Annotated in this window: 16 protein-coding genes; 2 read left to right on the top strand and 14 right to left on the bottom strand. The window is 67.4% G+C overall.

Going from position 1 to position 18545, the window contains the following annotated elements; all coding sequences use genetic code 11:
• Positions 1-60 precede the first annotated feature (60 nt).
• The gene (locus ACWPV3_RS09575; protein ID WP_453977727.1) at positions 61-2175 is read left to right on the top strand and encodes an exopolysaccharide transport family protein; all 2115 of its coding nucleotides are present in this window, start codon (positions 61-63) and stop codon (positions 2173-2175) included.
• Between the two features lie 51 nt (positions 2176-2226).
• Here ACWPV3_RS09575 and rodA read toward each other — a convergent pair whose 3' ends face one another.
• The 7 genes from rodA to ACWPV3_RS09540 all read right to left on the bottom strand — a co-directional run bounded on the left by rodA (position 2227) and on the right by ACWPV3_RS09540 (position 9920).
• Positions 2227-3381: a rod shape-determining protein RodA gene (rodA, locus tag ACWPV3_RS09570; RefSeq protein ID WP_453977726.1), complete on the bottom strand. Its 1155-nt coding sequence runs from the start codon at positions 3379-3381 to the stop codon at positions 2227-2229.
• A complete protein-coding gene (gene mrdA / locus ACWPV3_RS09565) occupies positions 3378-5408 on the bottom strand; it encodes a penicillin-binding protein 2 (protein ID WP_453977725.1) in 2031 nt (676 codons plus the stop codon). Before mrdA ends, rodA begins: the two co-directional genes overlap by 4 nt.
• Complete coding sequence (locus ACWPV3_RS09560) at positions 5405-5923, bottom strand: hypothetical protein (RefSeq protein ID WP_453977724.1); 519 nt, start codon at positions 5921-5923, stop codon at positions 5405-5407. Before ACWPV3_RS09560 ends, mrdA begins: the two co-directional genes overlap by 4 nt.
• Positions 5920-7128 (bottom strand): rod shape-determining protein MreC, encoded by a 1209-nt coding sequence (gene mreC, locus ACWPV3_RS09555; RefSeq protein WP_453977723.1) that lies wholly within the window; start codon positions 7126-7128, stop codon positions 5920-5922. Before mreC ends, ACWPV3_RS09560 begins: the two co-directional genes overlap by 4 nt.
• Positions 7129-7274: 146 nt before the next feature.
• Entirely contained in the window at positions 7275-8315 is a 1041-nt protein-coding gene (locus ACWPV3_RS09550; RefSeq protein WP_054765854.1) for a rod shape-determining protein, read from the bottom strand.
• A gap of 272 nt (positions 8316-8587) precedes the next feature.
• Positions 8588-9205, bottom strand: a complete 618-nt coding sequence (locus ACWPV3_RS09545) for a glutathione S-transferase family protein (RefSeq protein WP_312734433.1) — start codon at positions 9203-9205, stop codon at positions 8588-8590.
• 1 nt (position 9206) lies between these two features.
• Positions 9207-9920, bottom strand: coding sequence for a TVP38/TMEM64 family protein (locus tag ACWPV3_RS09540; protein ID WP_292085922.1), 714 nt, complete (start codon positions 9918-9920; stop codon positions 9207-9209).
• A 122-nt stretch (positions 9921-10042) separates the two neighbouring features.
• Between ACWPV3_RS09540 and ACWPV3_RS09535 the strand changes: the two genes are divergently transcribed.
• The gene (locus tag ACWPV3_RS09535; protein WP_453978520.1) at positions 10043-11248 is read left to right on the top strand and encodes a pyridoxal phosphate-dependent aminotransferase; all 1206 of its coding nucleotides are present in this window, start codon (positions 10043-10045) and stop codon (positions 11246-11248) included.
• Between the two features lie 75 nt (positions 11249-11323).
• Here the strand turns inward: ACWPV3_RS09535 and secF are convergent, their stop codons facing one another.
• The 7 genes from secF to serS form a co-directional block, all read right to left on the bottom strand.
• A complete protein-coding gene (gene secF / locus ACWPV3_RS09530; RefSeq protein ID WP_292085924.1) occupies positions 11324-12316 on the bottom strand; it encodes a protein translocase subunit SecF in 993 nt (330 codons plus the stop codon).
• A complete protein-coding gene (secD, locus tag ACWPV3_RS09525) occupies positions 12316-13908 on the bottom strand; it encodes a protein translocase subunit SecD (RefSeq protein ID WP_312734439.1) in 1593 nt (530 codons plus the stop codon). The genes secF and secD overlap by 1 nt, the downstream gene beginning before the upstream one ends.
• Before the next feature lie 31 nt (positions 13909-13939).
• Entirely contained in the window at positions 13940-14257 is a 318-nt protein-coding gene (yajC, locus tag ACWPV3_RS09520) for a preprotein translocase subunit YajC (RefSeq protein ID WP_292085926.1), read from the bottom strand.
• Positions 14258-14427: 170 nt separating this feature from the next.
• Positions 14428-15105 carry a murein hydrolase activator EnvC family protein gene (locus tag ACWPV3_RS09515; protein WP_453977722.1) on the bottom strand — a complete coding sequence of 226 codons (678 nt, stop codon included), beginning with the start codon at positions 15103-15105 and terminating at the stop codon, positions 14428-14430.
• 562 nt (positions 15106-15667) lie between these two features.
• Entirely contained in the window at positions 15668-16312 is a 645-nt protein-coding gene (locus ACWPV3_RS09510) for a protein-L-isoaspartate(D-aspartate) O-methyltransferase (protein ID WP_453977721.1), read from the bottom strand.
• Positions 16309-17103, bottom strand: coding sequence for a 5'/3'-nucleotidase SurE (gene surE, locus ACWPV3_RS09505; RefSeq protein WP_453977720.1), 795 nt, complete (start codon positions 17101-17103; stop codon positions 16309-16311). Before surE ends, ACWPV3_RS09510 begins: the two co-directional genes overlap by 4 nt.
• Positions 17104-18531: a serine--tRNA ligase gene (serS, locus tag ACWPV3_RS09500; protein ID WP_453977719.1), complete on the bottom strand. Its 1428-nt coding sequence runs from the start codon at positions 18529-18531 to the stop codon at positions 17104-17106. It abuts the gene before it with no gap.
• Positions 18532-18545: the final 14 nt, after the last annotated feature.

The following is an 18545-nucleotide window of genomic DNA, read 5'->3' as shown; positions in this document are numbered from 1 at the left end:
AAGGCTGCTGGGACGCCAGCCGCCCTCCTTGGCGGGATCGCCCTGTTCAGAGCCCGCGTATTGACCGATCGACCGCTGACAGATTTGGACGAACGCCCGCCGCCCCGCCCCGGCCTGGCGGTCACGATCCGCGAACTGGCGACGCCGGTCTTCTACCATTGGCGCAAGGCGTTGATCGCCTTTCTGATCCCGGTCGTTCTTGCATTGGCGGCCGCGTCCCTGGCCAAGCCGATCTACACCGCCCAATCGCGTCTGCTGATCCTGTTGGGCGACGAATATGTGTTCCGCCGCGCCGTCGGCGACGACACGACCGGCAATCCTCAGACCTTCGACCGCGCCCAGATCGTCCATGCCGAAATGGAGATTCTGGGCTCACGCGAACTGCGTGAGAAGACGCTGAACGAAATCGGCCTGGCGCGCGTCTATCCGAAGACGCGCGGCGGCGACGCGGGCATGAGCATGGCGCTGGAGCAGTTGGGCCGCGATCTGAAGATCGAGAACGTGCCCCAGTCCAACACCATCGAGGTTCAGCTGCGGCATCGCGATCCAAAGGTCGCGGCCGACTTCGTCAATCTGCTGGTGCGCAACTACATCGCCACACGCCGCGACATCTTCCAGCGGTCCGACAGCGCCGCCGTCTCGGACCAGCAGCGCGAATTGTCGGACCAGCTGGCCGCGACCGAAGCACAGATCGCTGACCTGTCGAACCGCTACGCCATCGGCGACTTCGACCAGGAGGTCCAGGCGGTCCAGCAGCAGCAGACCACTCTGACCGCCCAACTTGCGGCCCAGGACCAGGCGATCGCCAACGCCGCCGCCCGCGCAGACCGTCTGGCGTCCCAGCTTCGCGCCTCGCCGTCGGTCATTCCGCTGAACACCGACCAGGCCCGGTCCCAACAGGTGTCCACTCTGACCCAGAATTTGATGTTGCTGCGCGAGCGCCAGCGCATCGCCGCCGCGCGCTATACGGACGACTATCCGCTGGTGGTCGAACTGAATCGCCAGATCGCCGACCTCGAAGCCCAGATCGCCGCCGCGCCGCAATCCCAGACCGACCTGATCCGCAGCGGTCCCAATCCGGTCAGTCAGCAGATCGAGACCCAACTGGCCACGACGCGCGGCGAACTGGCGGGCCTGCGTTCCGGCCGAACCGAGGTCGGACAGGCCCTGCAGGCTGCGCGCCGACGACTGGCGCAACTGGTCGAGATCGGTCCCCGGTATCGCGAACTCACCCGCCAGCGCGCCCTGACGGAAACCGCCTATCGCAGCGTCGCCGAGAACGCCGAGGACACGCGCCTGCAGAACACCATCGCCGGCGCGAACGCCAACGTCCGCGTCATCGAAACCGCCCGCCCCCCGACCAAGGCCCGTACCGGACGACTGCTGATCCTGGCGGCCGGGCTGCTGGTCGGCGTCTTGGCTGCTCTGGCTGTCATCATCGTTTCGGCTGCGACGACCCCAGTGATGCTGACCCCGCGCGACGTCGAGACCAGATTGCGTGTCCCGGTCCTGGCCGCCGTTCCGCTGGCCGATCACGACGACCGTCCCATCATTCCCCGCTGGCGTCCCCTGCCCGAACGGCTGACGGCGGACGAGGCGGCCTTGATCCTGCGGCGGCTTCAGGACGCGAACGGCCGATCCGGCGCCTTGGTCGTCATCGGCCCCGAGAACGAGGTCGGCGTCACCAGCATGGCCCTGGACCTGGCCATAGCGGCGGCCTTCCGTTCCGGGGTCCCGACCTTGCTGATCGACGCCGAGCCGGCCGACGCGGGCGGCCTGTTCATGGCGTTACGATCCGCCGGCGCACGCATGGGCGAAACTTCGGACAACCCCTATGTCCAGCGCATTGAGGACAGCAACCTCTATGTCACCACGCCCATGGCCCGCGCCGGCTCCACCATTTCCGAAGCACGCTGGAAGACCTTCATCGACGGAGTGAGGGCCCTGTTCCCGGTCGTCGTCATCGACGCGCCGTCGCTGCAACGCTCATCGGCGGCCCTGTTGCTGGCTCCGCTGGCGGACCTGTCCGTCATCGTGATCGAGGCCGAAGAAACACGCACCGCCGTCGCCGCCAATCTGATCGAGCGCGTCGCGGCCTCGGGGGGCAAGATCGCTGGCGTGATCCTGAACATGCGGCGCTTCCACATTCCGCGCTTCATCTATTCCCGCATCTAGCGGACGACCGGCGCAGGACCTCCGCACCGACGGATGCAAGCGTTTCCCGGCCTAGATCAGGCCATGCCCCTTAGGCAGTTCGGCGTAGCGGTGGACGCGGGTCGCCATGACCAGGCCGAAGCCGATCATCACCGTCAGCATGACCGTGCCGCCGTTCGACAACAGCGGCATGGGCACGCCCACGACCGGCGCCAGACCCATCACCATCGCCCCGTTGATAAGAACATACAGGGCGAAGGTCGCTGTCACGCCAAGTGTGCCCAACCGGCCGAAATGGCTGTGCGACAGGGACGCAATTCTGAGCGAGATCAGGATGATGGCGGCATAGCAGGCCAAAAGGGTGAAGGTTCCGACAAAGCCGAATTCCTCGGCGAAGGCGGCGAAGATGAAGTCGGTCTGGCGTTCGGGCAGGAACTCCAACTGGCTCTGACTGCCCAGTCCGAAGCCGCGCCCCAGAAGGCCGCCCGACCCCATGGCGATCTTGGACTGGACGATCTGATAGCCCTTGTCGGCCATGTCGGCCTCGGGATTCAGGAAGGTCAGCACCCGGTGCCGCTGATAGTCGTGCATGCCGAACATGACATAGGGGGGAACCAGCACCGCCGCCGCGATCACCAGCGGCAGGATGATGCGCCAGCTCAGCCCGGCGGCGAACATCACCGCCGCCCCCGTCAGGCCGATCAGCATGGCCGAACCCAGGTCCGGCTGGTGCGCGACCAACAGGAACGGCAGACCGATGATCGCCACCGGGACGATCAGCTTCCAGTGGAAGCTGGCCTCCTTGGCCGTGACGCCGTGATACCAGCGGGCCAGCGCCAGCACGACGCCGATCTTCATGATCTCGGACGGCTGGATGCGGGTGAAGCCCAGGTCCAGCCAGCGCGTGGCGCCCAGGGCGTGATAGCCCAACGGCGTCTCCACCAGCGCCAGCAGCACCAGAGCCACCCCATAGATCGGATAGGCCAAGGCGAACCAGTAGCGGATGTTGATCATCGACAAGGTCAGCATCAGCGCCAGACAGACGCCGAACCGGATCATGTGTTTGGCCGCCCATGGCGACCACGACCCGCCCGCGACCGAGTAAAGCATCAGGCCGCCTGTACCGGCGACGATGCACAGGAGCGCAGTCAGTCGCCAATCGATCTGGCCCAGCTTGGTCGAGAAACGCTCGCGCTCGCCCGGACGCGACAGAGCGGAGGCCGTCATACGCGCGGCTCGGACAGATAGGGTTGCGGCCCATCGGCGGCCGGCGCGGCAGGACTGGGGGCCGCCGTCGAGGGCGCGACGGCGTCCGGCTCAGGCGCTGCGCCGACCAGGCCCTCGTCGATCTGGGGGCCGGTCGCCTCAGGCGGCGGCGGCCGTTCGATGCGGGCGCGCATGTCCGGGTCTTTCAGCAGAACGGTGCGCATCACCTCGCGTGCACGCGGCGCGCCTGCGGTGGCGCCGCCCTTGCCGCCGTGCTCGATAATCACCGCCACAGCGTAGCGTGGCGCATCGATAGGGGCGAAGGCGACGAACAGGTTGTGATCCTTCAAGGCCCAGACGTTGCTCTTGCGCGAGCCGGATCCATAGTTCCGGACCTGGGCCGTGCCGGTCTTGCCGGCCATCTGGATATCGCCCAGCCCCAGCTGGCTCTGGCGATAGGCGGTGCCGGATCGGTCGTTGGCCACGGCGATCATGCCCTGGCGCACATATTCGATATGGGCCGGATCGAACGGCAGATCCGGCGCCTCGTCGCCGCGGGGCTGCTCGACACCGCCGATCGACTTGATCAGGCGCGGCATCAAAGCCTTCTTGCCGTTCGCCAGGCGCGAGGTCATGACCGCCAGCTGCAGGGCGTTGACCGTGATGGCGCCCTGCCCGATCGCCACCGAGGTCGTCTCGCCCGGATGCCAGACGGGATCACGCGGGAAGGTTCGGGCCTTCCATTCGGTGGACGGCAAAAGACCCTTCTTCTGATTGTCCACGCCGATGTCGAAGATGTGCTCGAACCCCAGCGCAAGGCCGGCCTTGCGGATATTGTCCACGCCGGCGCGGTTGCACATGCTGTAGAAATAGACGTCGCAGGAGTTCTTGATGGCGTCGTGCATGTTCTGCACGCCGTGCCGGCCCCAGCAGCGCTGAATGCGATTGCCGTTGCGGAACGCCCCGGTGCAGACGACCGTCTGGTTCGGATCGACCCCCGCCTCCAGCAAGGCCAGGGCCGTGGTCGGCTTGAACGTCGAACCCGGCGCGAAGGTGCCGTTGATCGTCTTGTCCAGCAGCGGCTTGCGCTCATAATCCGCCAGGGCGCGATAGACCTTGGACGGCACCCCGCCGACGAACAGGTTGGGATCGAAGGACGGGGCCGACATCATGCACAGGATGTCGCCGTTGCGGACGTCCATGACCACGCAGGCGCCGGATTCGTCGCCGAACACCTCCAGCGCCCGGTTCTGCACGTCGGCGTCCAGGGTCAGGACGACTTCCTTGCCCGGCACCGCCGGTCGCGATCCGCCGATGTCCTCGGCCACCACCCGGCCGCGGGCGTCCACCTCGACCCGGTTGCCGCCCGGCACGCCACGCAGCGACGTATCCAGAGCCTTTTCCACGCCCTGGCGGCCGATGCGGAAGCTGGGGTTGAACAGAAGCGGCGGCGGCTGCTCGCCCTTGGCGCGGATCGCCTGGACGTCGCGGTCGTTGACCTTGGCCACATAGCCGATGACGTGGGCGAACGCCCCTCCGAACGGGTAGTAGCGGGCCTCGTTCATATCGACCATCACGCCGGGCAGTTCGTTGGCGTATTGATTGACCTTGGCGAACTCTTCCCAGGTCAGGTCGCTCTTGACCGGCACCGGGTTGAACTTGGGCGAGGCGTTCACGTCGCGGATGATCGCCCGACGGCGCTCCAGGGTGTCGGGCAAGAGCTGGCCCAGCAAGTCCAGCGTCTCGTCCAGATCCTTGGTCTCGTCCCGGACCACCAGCACGCGGAAGCTGGGGCGGTTGCCGGCGATGACGACGCCGTTCCGATCTTTGATCAGGCCGCGCGGCGGGGGCACCAGGCGAAAGTTGAACTGGTTCTGCGACGACAGTGTCGCATATTCCTGGGCTTGGACGACCTGCAGCTGGCCCAGCCGCCCGATCAGAGCCGCGACGCCCAGGGCCGTGGCCCCGCCCAGCACGAACGTTCGCCGCAGGAACGACCCCTGCCGCTCGTTGACGTCCGAGAAGAAGATGGAGGGTTCACCGCTCATCGGAACCGAATATCTCCGTCGTCGAACCGTTCGATCATCCAGTTGGCCAGCGGATACAGCAGCAATGTGGGCGCAATCTGACCAAACACCGCAAACAGGGACGGCGCATTGCCGGCCCGAACCGTGACGATGACATAGGCCAAGCCGAACGCCCCCAGAGTGCAGGCCACATACCACCCCAGCCGGATCAGCCCCTCATGGCCGGCCAGCAGGTTTCTTGACAGCAGCAGCACGCCATAGACCGCCATCAGACACAGTGGCCAAAGTCCCAGCGGCGTGTTCCAAAACAGGTCCAGGAAAAGACCCAGGGCGAACAGTACGACCGCCGCGACCATCGACGGACGGATCAGCGGCCAGGAAAAGGCCAGCACCATCGGAACGACCGGCTCGGGCAATCTCAGACCGAACAGTTGGATCGGCGTGCCCAGGATCACGGTCGCGGCGACGGCGGCCAGAGATGGATAGACGACCCATTGCAGTGGCCCGACGACGCGGACCGCGACCGGGCGTCTCACCGCTGACCCTCCGTCGTCGGCGCGGGCGTCGTGGCCTGGGGAGCGGCCGCCTGTGGCGGCGGGATCTGGCCCGACGGCGCAGCCTGGGCCGACGAAGGTCGCGGCGAAGCGGGCCGCGCCGTCGTCGGTCGCTGGGTTGCGGCGGGCGTAGCGCCCCCCGCAGCCGGGCTGGATGTCGGATTGGGCGCAGCGGTCGCCGCGGCAGCGGCAGCAGCGGCGCGCGCGCGCTCGGCCTGCGCCTGGGCTTGAGCCTGGCGACGCGCGGCGGCGTCGCCGATGGCGGCGGCCTGTTGCGCCGTCGGTTCCGGCGCTGTGTTCAGCCCAGCAAGAGGTGGCGCGTTCAGCGCGTTGGGATCGACCAGTTGGGCGAAGTTCTGGAACAGCAGCACCCGGACATAGTCGACGGCGCCCCGGTCGCTGAACAGCTTGACCCGCCAGGCTCCGTCCATACCCTTGGCCACCACGCCCACCGGCAGGCCGCGCGGCAGGCCGCCGCCGTCGCCCGAGCTCAACACCCGATCACCGGCTTTCAGCGCCCCGACGCCGCGGATGAAGTCCAGACGCGGACTGTTGCTGCCGTCGCCGGTCAACACCGCCCGCGCGTCGGTCCGTTCGATCAACACCGGAGTGCGCGACGCCACGTCCGTCAGCAGCACCATACGGCTGACCCCGCCGGTCACGCCCGTGACACGCCCGACCAGACCGTTCTCGTCCACGACGGGATTGCCGACATGCACCCCCCTGGCCGCACCGACGTCCAGCAGCTTGGATCGGCTGAAGGGGCCGCGCGATTCCAGCACGGCGCGCGCGGCGACGGTCGGCACCGGCGGATCCAGCCGCAGCCCCAACAGGGCCTCGTAGCGCGCATTGACGTTCTTCAGCGCAACGGCCTCGGCCTTCCACGCCCTGAGCTCGGCGACCTCCGCCTTCAACTTGCGATTCTCGGACACGGCGAAGAAATAGCCGCCGATCGCGTCACCGACCGATCCGGCCCAGCGCACGGGCGCAGACAGGACGCCGCCGACCGGACCGGCGACCGCTTCCACACCGCCGCGCACGGCCTGAACGCTGGAGCCGCCTTCGGGCGTCGTACGGTCGGTCGCCAGCAGCACCCCGGCCCCGACCACGCCCACGACGGCGACCACCGCGGCGGTCCACGCCAGCGGCACCTTCAGGTTTTCAAAGGGGCCGTCGCGAAACGCCACGGGCGACCTTCCAGCAAAAGGGTTGGGAATCGGCGGGACGCCGCCCGCCGTTCTGCCTGCCTATCGCAAAATCGGGCGGCGAAAGAAACCCGATCACGACAGACTGATCGTGGTGGCGGCCTGGACGAACACCGGCCGCCGGCGGATCAGAGCGCGGAGTCGAGCACGCCCTTCATCCAGCGCGGATGTTCCAGCACGCGGCCGCAACCGATCGCCACGCACGACAGCGGATCGTCCGCCACCGAGACCGGCAGGCCGGTGTGGTCGCGGATCTCGACGTCCAGGCCACGCAACAGGGCGCCGCCGCCCGTCAGCATGATGCCCTTGTCGGCGATGTCGGCCGCCAGTTCCGGCGGCGTGGCTTCCAGCGCGACCTTCACGGCCTCGATGATCTGCGTCACCGGCTCGGCCAGGGCTTCCGCCGCCTGACGTTCCGAGATGCGGACCTCGCGCGGCACGCCCTGCATCAGGTCGCGGCCCTTGACCTCGATGGACAGGCCTTCGCCGTCGGCCGGGATGCGGGCGGTGCCGATATCCTTCTTGATGCGCTCGGCGGTCGTTTCGCCGATCAGCAGATTATGGTTGCGGCGCATGTAGCTGATGATGCTGTCGTCCATCTTGTCGCCGCCGACGCGGACCGAACGCGAATAGACGATGCCGGACAGCGACAGGACGGCGACTTCCGTCGTGCCGCCGCCGATGTCGACGACCATGGAGCCGGTTGGCTCATGAATCGGCAGGCCGGCGCCGATCGCGGCGGCCATCGGCTCGTCGATCAGGCCCACGCGGCGGGCCGAGGCGTTCAGGCAGCTGTCGTTGATCGCGCGGCGCTCGACCGCCGTTGCGCCGGACGGCACGCAGACGATGATCTTGGGATTCACGAAACCCTTGCGGTTGTGCACCTTGCGGATGAAGTGCTTGATCATCTCCTCGGCGACTTCGAAGTCGGCGATGACGCCGTCGCGCATGGGGCGGATGGCTTCCATGTGACCGGGGGTGCGGCCCAGCATCTGCTTGGCCTCGATCCCGACGGCGTGGACGATCTTGCGCCCGCCGACGTTACGCAGCGCCACCACGGAAGGCTCGTTCAGAACGATGCCCTTTCCCTTCATGTAGATCAGGGTGTTGGCGGTGCCCAGGTCCATCGCGATGTCGTTCGAGATCGCGCCGAAAAGGGAAAAACTCATGGGAATGGATACCGTTGCTTGCTGGCCAAGGGCGTCTTCTGTTCGCAGTCGACCTGGCGACGCCCCGCTGCCCGACATCCCCACGCCGGACAGGTCCTGATCGTCTTCGCCATGCCTACCAGCGGCGGGTTTGCCTGTATGGAAACGGGATTACAAGCCCCGATGACGGTCTCGTCATGTGAGAGGCGCGTCCGCGGGCGTGGGACTGGCGAATGTAGGCTTGCGGACGCTTCGCCGGCCGCCTTGCGACGGCCGGAAACCGCGCCGGACGATCAGACGGCGGACAGACCTTCCGCCGCCAGGACCCTTTGAACCGCCGGCCGCGCCTGGACGCGATCCAGGTGATCGTTCAGCTTCGGAAACCGCGCCGTGTCCAGGAAACCGGCCTGCCGCCCCCAGCGCGTGAAGACGCTCAGATAGCCGTCCGCGACCGTATAGGCCTCGCCCATTGCCCACGGCCCCTTGAACAGATGGTCCTCGACCAGCCGATATTTGGCCAGCGCCGTCTCCAGCGCCGCGTCCTTGGCGTCGCCCTCCAGCGGCGGCTTGGCGAACAGGGCCCGCCCGACCGCCGGGTGCAGCGAGGCGCCCAGGAAGCTGTTGAACGCCAGCAGCCGGGCGACGTCGAAGGCCGAGGCCGCATCGGCCAGCTTCGCCTGCGGATGCGTCTGGGCGACATAGCTCATGATCGCCAGGTTCTCGGTCAGGACGCCCTGGTCCGTGACCAGGGCCGGCGTCACGCCCGCCGGGTTGATCGCCAGATAGTCGGGCGTCTTCTGCTCGCCGGCCCTCAGGTCGATCTTCACGACCTCGTAGTCCGCGCCCGCCTCCTCCAGCGCGATGTGCGAGGCCATGGCGCAAGCGCCGGGCGAATAATACAGTTTCAGCATCTTAATCTCCTCGCGCGGCCTCGCGCCGCTTGACCAATTCGCGCACCAAAAGCATCAGCGCCAGCCACGCCAGCGCCACTCCGGCCAGGATGGCCGACGTCCAGATTCCGTCGCCGCTGACCGCCGTCATGAACGATCCGCCGAAGAAGGCGACCAGGGCGGTCTTGGGCAACACCCCCAGGGCGCAGCCGGCCAGAAAGCCCGGAAACGACGCCCGCGCCGCGCCGAACGCCATGTTGACCACGATGAAGGGCGCGGAGGGCACGTTGCGGATCATGAAACTGGCGTAGAAGGCGTTTTTGCCCACGAACCGCGTCAGCCGCCCGACCGTCTTGCCGCCGTGCCGCTCCAGCAGCCGCGCCGTCGGCCCGCGCCCCAGCCAATAGGTGACGCCCGCCGACACCACGGTCGCGATCCAGCTGTAGAGGAATCCAAACCACGGCCCGAACGCCACGACGCAGGCGGCGATCAGGATGAACTGCGGCGCGCCGAAGAAGGCCGAGAGGGTGAAGACCACGATAGCGGCGACCAGCCCCCACGGTCCATGCCGGAACCCGGCCAGCCACGCTTCGAGCTGATCCTCGGCCTCCAGCCCCAACTGGCTCTTGCCCACCGCGAACAGGGCCGCCATCGCGCCCAGCAGCAAGGCCGTCGCCAGCACCGCCCGCCAGCGACGCGCCTCCATGTTCGACAGAAAATCGACGATCCAGCGCATCAGAGCCGCCGCTTATCACCCGTCGTCGGCATTAGCGAGCGTCAGCGCATTGTCCCGGGCGGCGACGGCGCGTAAACAACCCCGCCTCCCCGGCATGAATCTTTCAAATCGACGGGAATATGATGTCCAGCCTGCAATCTTCCGCCCTCGCCCGCGTCAAGCCTTCGGCCACCATCGCCGTGACCGCCCAGGCCCGGAAGCTGAAAGCGGAAGGTCGCGACGTGATCGGCCTGGGCGCGGGCGAACCGGACTTCGACACCCCAGACAATGTCAAACAGGCAGCCATCGACGCGATCAATCGCGGCGAGACCAAATACACCGACGCCGACGGCATGCCCGAGCTGAAGGCCGCCATCGTCGCCAAGTTCAAGCGCGAGAACGGCCTGGACTATACGACGGCCAACATCCACGTCGCGCCGGGCGGCAAGCCGGTCATTTTCAACGCCCTGATCGCCACCCTGAACCCCGGCGACGAGGTCATCGTGCCCGCCCCTTATTGGGTCAGCTATCCCGACATGGTGCTGCTGGCTGGCGGCGAGCCCGTCACCGTGGTCGGCGAGGAGAAGGACGGCTTCAAGCTGCTGCCCGCCGTGCTTGAGGCGGCGATCACGCCCAAGACCCGCTGGCTGATCCTGAACAGCCCGTCCAACCCCACCGGCGCCGCCTACACCCGCGCCGAACTGGAGGCCCTGGCCGAAGTGCTGCGTCGCCACCCGCACGTCTGGGTGCTGACCGACGACATGTACGAGCATCTGGTTTATGGCGACTTCGAATACACCACCATCGCCCAGGTCGCGCCGGACCTGATCGATCGCACTCTGACAGTCAACGGCGTGTCCAAGGCCTACGCCATGACCGGCTGGCGCATCGGCTACGCCGGCGGCCCCAAGCCGCTGATCGACCTGATGCGCAAGGTCGCCAGCCAAACCACCTCCAACCCCGCCAGCATCAGCCAATGGGCGGCGGTCGAGGCGTTGAACGGCCCGCAGGACTTCATGGCCGAGCGCAAGGCGGCCTTCGAGAAGCGTCGCGATCTGGTCGTGTCGATGCTGAACCAGGCCTCGGGCGTGACCTGCGCCACCCCGGAGGGCGCCTTCTACGTCTATCCGTCCATCGCCGGCCTGATCGGCAAGACGACGGAGGGCGGCGTGGTCATCGACGGCGACTCCACCTTCGCCACGGAACTGCTGAATGCCGAGGGCGTGGCCGTGGTCCAGGGCGAGGCCTTCGGCCTCAGCCCCTATTTCCGCATCAGCTACGCCACCTCGGACGCGGTGCTGGAAGAGGCCTGCACCCGCATCCAGCGTTTCACCGCCTCGCTGCGCTGATCGCTACCGTCACCACGAACAAAAAACGGCGGCTCGTTCGAGCCGCCGTTTTCTTTTTAGCCTTCAGACCAAGCGTCAGGGTCGACTGGCCATGCCCAGCTTGACCGGCTTGGCGTCGTCCGACGCCCCGCCGCCACGCTTCACGCCCCACAGCAGGATGATCGGCGCGCCGACATAGATCGACGAATAGGTGCCGATGATGATGCCGAACATCAGTGCGACCGAGAAGCCGAACAGGGCCTCGCCGCCGAAGATGGCCAGGGCCGCCAGCACCATGACGGCGGTGACGCCGGTGATGATGGTCCGCGACAGGGTCTCGTTCAGCGAAAGGTCGATCACGTCGCGCAGCGGCATGGTCTTGTATTTCCGCAGGTTCTCGCGAAGGCGGTCGAACACGACGACGGTGTCGTTCATCGAATAGCCGATCACGGTCAGTACGGCGGCGACCATGTTCAGGCTGAACTCCAGCTTGAACAGCACGATCAGGCCGAAGGTCAGGATCACGTCGTGCAGCAGGCCGACCACGGCGCCGAAGCCGAACTGCGGCTCGAACCGGAACCAGATGTAGAGGAACATCAGGCCGATCGCGACACCCAGCGCCAGCAGGCCCGAGGTGAACAGTTCGCCCGACACCTTGGAGCCGACGACGCTGACGCCCGAATAGTTGACCTGACCTACGGCCTTGCTGATCGCGCCCTCGACCTGCTGGACCACCTGGGTCTGGTCGCGGCCTTCCGGCACCTGGAAGCGCAGGATGGCGGTCGATCCGTCATCGACGTTGGTGTCGCGCCGGGCGATGCCCTGCACCTGCACGTCGCCCAGGTTCAGGCCGTTCACCGTCTCGCGCACGCGGTCCAGCTGGATTTCCTGGCCGGCGGGCTTGGACACTTCCATCGAGGCGCCGCCCCGGAAGTCGATGCCCATGTTCAGACCCGGCACGAAACAGGCCACGATCGAGGCCACGCACAGGATTACGGACAGGATGCCGGCGCCACGCGAATATTTGACGAAATGAAAGTTCGTCTTCTGCGGCAGCAGCTTGATAAGGGGCCATCCACGCATCGCCATCACTCCGCGATCGGCAGTTTTTTGGGCTTGGCCGTCTTGAGCCAGTAGCCGAGCAGGACCTGGGCGACCAGGACCGAGGAGAAGACCGAGGTGAAGACGCCGATGGTCAGGGTCCAGGCGAAGCCGCGCACCGGCCCCTCCCCGAACACGAACATGATGCCGGCGGCGACCAGGGTGGTCAGGTTGGCGTCGATGATGGTGCCCATGGCCTTGTTGAAGCCGGCGTCCATCGAGGCGATCACGCTGCGGCCCGACCGGGCCTCGTCGCGCATCCGCTCATAGATCAGCACATTGGCGTCCACGGCCACGGCGAAGGTCAGGATCAGACCCGCGATGCCCGGCAGCGTCAGCGTCGCCTGCGTCAGCGACATGGCCGCCACGATCAGCACGCCGTTCAGCACCAGTCCGACCACGGACACGCCGCCGAACAGGAAGCCATAGGCCAGGATCATGAACACCACGATGATGGCGAAACCGACCGCCGTGGACAGGGCGCCGGCGGCGACCGCGTCCGCGCCCAGTTCGGCGGTCACGGTGCGGCGCTCCTCCACGTTCAGCGGCGCCGGCAGGGCGCCCCCGTTCAGCAGGTTCACCAGGGTCGAGGCTTCCTGGATCGAGAAGTTGCCGGTGATCTGGCCCGAACCCGTTGTGATCGCGCTCTGGATCGTCGGGGCCGAGATGACCTTGCCGTCCAGGATGATGGCGAAGGGCTTCTGCAGGTTGGCGGCGGTCGCCTCGCCGAAGCGGCGCGCGCCGGCGCCGTCGAAGCGGAAGTCGATGGCCGGACGGCCGTTCTGGTCGGAGCCGACGCCCGCGCGGGTCAGGTTCTCGCCCGACACCAAGACGCGCTTCTTGACCAGATAGGGGGTGCCGTCCTCGCCTTGCAGCAGTTCGGAATCGGGCGGCACGCGGCCGGCCAGTGCGTCGTTCACCGAGTTCTCGACATCCACCATCTGGAAGGTCAGCTGGGCCGTCTGGCCGATGACCTCCTCCAGCTTGGACGGATCGCTTTCGCCCGGCGCCTGGACCACGATCCGGTCGGCGCCCTGACGGGTGATGGAGGGTTCGCGCGTGCCCAGGCTGTCGATCCGGCGGCGCACCACCTCGATCGACTGATCCACCGCCGTCGCGCCCATGCTGTTCAGCGCGGCGTCTGTATAGGCGAAACGGATACGGTTATCGCCCAGCCGGGTCGCGGTCCGCTCGACCTGCGCGCCCGGACCGGCCGCGCCGCCCAGTTGCTGAAGCGCCTTGAACGCCGCGTCGCTCTGGGCCGGGTTGGCCAGGGTCACGACCACGCCGCCGGCCTCGCGCTGGAAGCCGTTGGTGGCGATGCCCGCCCCGTTCAGCGTGACCCGCACGTCCTCGATCAGGTTGGTGACGCGCTTTTCGCGCATCTTCGGCACGTCGACTTCCAGCAGCAGATACGATCCGCCCTGCAGGTCCAGCCCCAGGTTCAGCGCGTTCTTCGGCAACCAGCCGGGCAGCGCCGCCCGTTGAGCCGGGCTCAGCAGGTTGGGATAGGCCAACAGGCAGCCGATGATCGCCGAAGCGACGACGAGAATGACTTTCCAGCGCGACAGCTGAATCATTTGGGCGGTCCCCGGTCAGCGATACGCGGTGTCAGGCCTTGGAATCGTTGGCGGCGATGGCGGCGCGGTTGCGCACCTCGGCGATCATCGCCTTGACCACGCGCACGTTCACGCTGGGCGCGATCTCGACGTTCACTTCGGCCTCTTCCACGCGCGTGACCTTGCCGATCATGCCGCTGCCCAGCACGACGGTGTCGCCGCGCTTGACCGCATTGATGGCCGCCGCGTGATCCTTGGCGCGCTTCTGCTGCGGACGGATCAGCAAAAAGTAGAACAGGATGAAGATGGCGACGATCGGCAGGAACTGCATGATCACGGCCATCATGCCGCCGTCAGCTGGGGCGCCCATGGGAAGTCTCCGAAACACGAGGGGGACAGCCCTCGTCGGCGTCCCATTAAAACCAGGCGCGGAACCTAGGGCCACGCCTCGCGGATTGCAACGCGGCTGAAGCCTGATCGGATCGGACGAAACCGCGCAGCGGTGCGGCCGATATGTGAATCAGGCTGCGAGACCGGCCGTCAGCGCGGCAATACGCTCAAGGGATCGACCGCGACCGGGTCGTCGCCGCGCATCTGACGGGTTTCGAAATGGATCGAGGGGCGCCCGTCGCCGGCGGTCATGCCGACCGTCCCGATCTGCTGCCCGGCGCGCACGTCGTCGCCGTCGCGCACCGTCGCCGAACCCAGATGGCCATAGACCGTGCGCCAGCCCCCGGCATGGACAACCAGGACCGTCAGCCCCTGCCCCACCAGATCGTCGCCGACATAGGCCACGCGGCCGGCGGCCGAGGCCGTGACGGCGGTTCCGGCCGGCGCGCCGATGTTGATCCCGTTGTTCCGCTCGCCCATTCCGACCGGGCCGAACCGGCGCAGGATGTCGCCGCGCACGGGCCAGGCCAGGCCTGCCGAGGCGCTGGATGCGGCGGGCGCGGCAGCGACAGGAGCCGCTGCGGTCGGTCGGCTCTGAGCCGGCAGGGCCGCATTGCCCGAAGGCGGCGGCGGCGGCGGCGGCGGCACGGCGCCCGTGTTCGGGACATAGACTCCCGTCGGCGACGGGCCGGTCGCATAGGGATCACGCCCGGTGTCAACCGCCGATTCCGGCAGGATGATTCGCTGGCCCGTCGTGATCGCGCCGCGGGGCCCCAGGCCGTTCAGGTCGATCAGAACCTGAACCGGCGTCTGGAACCGACGCCCCACGCCCGAAATCGTGTCGCCCGCCTGAATCACATAGGCGGCGCCCGGCGCCGTCGATCCCGAGCGGGGCGGCGTTGCGTCGTGGCGCTGGGAGGGGGCGTATAGGCGGGCGGGTTGGACGTATAGGGCGCGGCGGTAGCGGCGGCGGCAGGGCGCCGCCGTCGATCTGACCCACGGGCGCGGTCGCCATCGGCGACGGGGGCGAATAGGGCTGGGTTTGCGCCGGAGCGGGATAGCCGCCCTGCATCTGACCTTGGCCCTGCGGCGCGGGATAGGCCCCGCCCATCTGGCCCGGCGCGGGCGTGGCCCGCGTGGAATAGCGCGGCTCGGACGGATAGCTCATGCAGGCCGCCGTGGTCAGCGTCGCCCCCGCGATCAGCACCGCTCTCATCCAGCCCGACATTCTCGCCACCGGCCGCTCCTCCCAAGGTTAATTCTAGCGCGTCCGGTTTGCCCGCTCGCGCCCGTAAATCCAACCCCGCAATCATCGCGGAATTGGGGCGCGAAGGTTAACGGCCCAGACAGCGAGCGCCTGTGTCACGAACGGCTGCCCGCAAATGAGGGGCTATCCCTCCTTCGCCGTCCCCTCGACCAGGGGCACGAAACGAACTTCGGTCAGGCTTTCGCGGCGGAAGGCGCCGTCGGCCTGGCCGACGTAGCGATGCAGCATCTGCACCGAGGTGCGCCCCACCGGCGCGACCAGCACCCCGTTCGGCTTCAGCTGTTTCAGCAGTTCGGTCGGCTCGGTGGGGGAAGCCGCCGTGACCATGATCCGGTCGAACGGCGCCTGTTCGGGCCAGCCCAGGCCGCCGTCGCCGTGCCGGGTGATGACATTGTCCACGCCCAGCAGCTTCAGCCGGCCCTCCGCCTCGGCCAGCAGGCTGCGATAGCGTTCCACCGAATAGACATAGCGCGCCAGCTTCGACAGGACCGCGCACTGGTATCCGCTGCCCGTCCCGATCTCCAGCACCCTGTGGCGCGGCTGCACTTCCAGGGCCTGCGTCATCAGGCCGACGATATAGGGCTGGCTGATCGTCTGGGCGCAGTCGATGGGCAGGGCCTGATCTTCCCAGGCCTGGTCCAGGAATTTCTCGTGCACGAAGACAGAGCGGTCCACGCTCTCCATGGCTCCCAGAACGCGCGCGTCGGTCACGCCCTGCCGCCTCAGCGACAGGATCAAACGGCCGGCGCGGTCGTCGTGCAGGTTCAAGCGGCGCGGTCCGTCTTCTTCGGCGGCGCCCCGCCCAGCACCTTCTTCAGGTCGTGGACGCTGGACATATGGGTCAGGTCTATGTGCAGCGGCGTGACCGAGATACGGCCCTCATCGATGGCCCTCAGGTCCGTGCCCTCGGCGTGCTCCTGCTTCTCGCCCCGGAAGCTCATCCAGTAATAGTCGCGCCCGCGCAGGTCGGTGCGGCGCACGGCGTGCATTTCGCCCACGTCGCGGAACCCTTGCGTCGTCACCTCGACCTGCTCGACCTGTTCGGGGCGTCGGTTGGGGAAGTTCAGGTTCATCACCACGCGCGGCGCCCATTTCTGCTCCAGAAGTCGAGCGATGATGGCGGGGGCGAAGGCCTCGGCCGTCTCCCAATGGGCGACCACCTCGTCGTGGAACCGCTCCAGGCTCTGGCTCAGGGCGATGGAGCGGATGCCGAACGCCATCCCCTGCAACGCGCCCGCCACCGTGCCGGAATAGCTGACGTCCTCGCCGATGTTGTGCCCGCGATTGACGCCCGACAGCACCAGGTCCGGTCGTTCAGGCATCAGGTCGTTGACCGCCAGCACGACGCAGTCGGTCGGTGTCCCCGTCACCGCAAACCGCTTTTCGCCCAGGTTCAGCACGCGCAGAGGCTCGGTCAGGGTGATCCCCCGCCCCTTGCCCGACTGCTCGACGGCGGGCGCACACACCCACACGTCGTCGCTGATCGTCCGCGCGATCCGCTCCAGACAGGCCAGCCCCTCGGCCTCGATCCCGTCGTCGTTGGTCAGAAGAATCCGCATTTAAGCCGCACCCACGAATTCCAGCCCGCCCATATAGGGTCGCAGCACGGCGGGCACGGCGATGCGGCCGTCCTCCTGCTGATAGTTCTCCATGATCGCCACCAGCGTCCGGCCGACCGCCAGGCCCGAGCCGTTCAGGGTGTGGACGAACTCGGTCTTCTTCTCGCCGGCGCGCTTGAACCGGGCGTCCATGCGCCGCGCCTGGAAGTCGCCGCAGTTCGAGCAGCTGCTGATCTCGCGATAGGTCCCCTGGCTGGGCAGCCAGACCTCCAGGTCGAAGGTCTTCTGCGCTGAAAAGCCCATGTCGCCCTTGCACAGCAGCATCCGCCGGAACGGCAGCTCCAGCGCCTTCAGCACCGCCTCTGCACAGCCCGTCATCCGCTCATGCTCGGCGTCTGAGTCCTCCGGCCGCGCGATGGACACCATCTCGACCTTCGAGAACTGGTGCTGGCGGATCAGCCCGCGCGTATCGCGCCCCGCCGACCCCGCCTCGGCCCGGAAGCACGGCGTCAACGCCGTCATCCGCATCGGCGTCGCCAGCTCGTCCTCGGACAGGATGCTCTCGCGCACGAGGTTGGTCAGGGAGACTTCGGCGGTGGGGATAAGGTAGCGAAGCCGTTCGATAAAATTGCCAGATCCGGAGCCAATAGAAAGGCCGCTCCCAGTGTCCTTGATGGACATCCCCGGGACTCCCCGCTGAAGGAATCCTGCTCCGGCCGTATCCTCGGAACTCAGGTCCATCGATAAAAATCGCGTGGCAACAAACAGATCATTTTCAAACTTCGGCAACTGCCCCGTGCCGAACATCGCCTCGTCGCGCACCAGATAGGGCGGATTGACCTCCAGATACCCGTGCCGGTCCGTCTGCATGTCCAGCATGAACTGGCCCACGGCCCGCTCCAGCCGCGCGAGCTGCCCCTTCAGCACCGCGAACCGCGCGCCCGACATCTTCGCCGCCGCCTCGAAGTCCAGCAGGCCCAGGGCCTCGCCCAGGTCGGCGTGGTCCTTGGCCGGACCGGTGCGACGCGGCTCGCCCCAGGTCGAGACCTCGACATTGCCCGCCTCGTCCTCGCCGTCCGGCACGTTCTCGGCCGCCAGGTTCTTCTGCGCCGCCAAGAGGTCGCGCAGCTCCTTGCCGACACGCGCCTCGACCTCGGCCGCCGCCGCGATGTCGCCCTTCAGCGCCTCGACCTCGGCCTTGAGGCGATCCGCCTCGGCCATGTCCTTGCGCCCCATGGCGGCGCCGATCAGCTTGGAGGCCGCATTGCGCTTGGCCAAGGCGTCCTGCCCCGTCGTCTGGGCGTGGCGCAGTTCGGCGTCCAGCTCCAGGATGCGCGCGACCAGACCGTCGGCCTCCTCGACCCCGCGCGACGACCAGCCCGCCACATAGACCTGCGGGTTCTCGCGAATGGCTCTGATGTCGTGCATGGCTCTGGAAACTT

The organism is Brevundimonas sp. Marseille-Q4549 (assembly GCF_976940555.1).
This window is presented reverse-complemented; position numbering and strand designations above follow the sequence as displayed.

What these genes read in the sequence shown, in the direction of transcription:
- secD (WP_312734439.1), bottom strand. Translation starts at nt 13,908, where the DNA reads ATGATTCAGCTGTCGCGCTGGAAAGTCATTCTCGTCGTCGCTTCGGCG.
- ACWPV3_RS09545 (WP_312734433.1), bottom strand. Translation starts at nt 9,205, where the DNA reads ATGCTGAAACTGTATTATTCGCCCGGCGCTTGCGCCATGGCCTCGCAC.
- mrdA (WP_453977725.1), bottom strand. Translation starts at nt 5,408, where the DNA reads ATGAGCGGTGAACCCTCCATCTTCTTCTCGGACGTCAACGAGCGGCAG.
- ACWPV3_RS09535 (WP_453978520.1), top strand. Translation starts at nt 10,043, where the DNA reads ATGTCCAGCCTGCAATCTTCCGCCCTCGCCCGCGTCAAGCCTTCGGCC.
- ACWPV3_RS09540 (WP_292085922.1), bottom strand. Translation starts at nt 9,920, where the DNA reads ATGCGCTGGATCGTCGATTTTCTGTCGAACATGGAGGCGCGTCGCTGG.
- surE (WP_453977720.1), bottom strand. Translation starts at nt 17,103, where the DNA reads ATGCGGATTCTTCTGACCAACGACGACGGGATCGAGGCCGAGGGGCTG.
- ACWPV3_RS09550 (WP_054765854.1), bottom strand. Translation starts at nt 8,315, where the DNA reads ATGAGTTTTTCCCTTTTCGGCGCGATCTCGAACGACATCGCGATGGAC.
- secF (WP_292085924.1), bottom strand. Translation starts at nt 12,316, where the DNA reads ATGGCGATGCGTGGATGGCCCCTTATCAAGCTGCTGCCGCAGAAGACG.
- rodA (WP_453977726.1), bottom strand. Translation starts at nt 3,381, where the DNA reads ATGACGGCCTCCGCTCTGTCGCGTCCGGGCGAGCGCGAGCGTTTCTCG.
- serS (WP_453977719.1), bottom strand. Translation starts at nt 18,531, where the DNA reads ATGCACGACATCAGAGCCATTCGCGAGAACCCGCAGGTCTATGTGGCG.
- yajC (WP_292085926.1), bottom strand. Translation starts at nt 14,257, where the DNA reads ATGGGCGCCCCAGCTGACGGCGGCATGATGGCCGTGATCATGCAGTTC.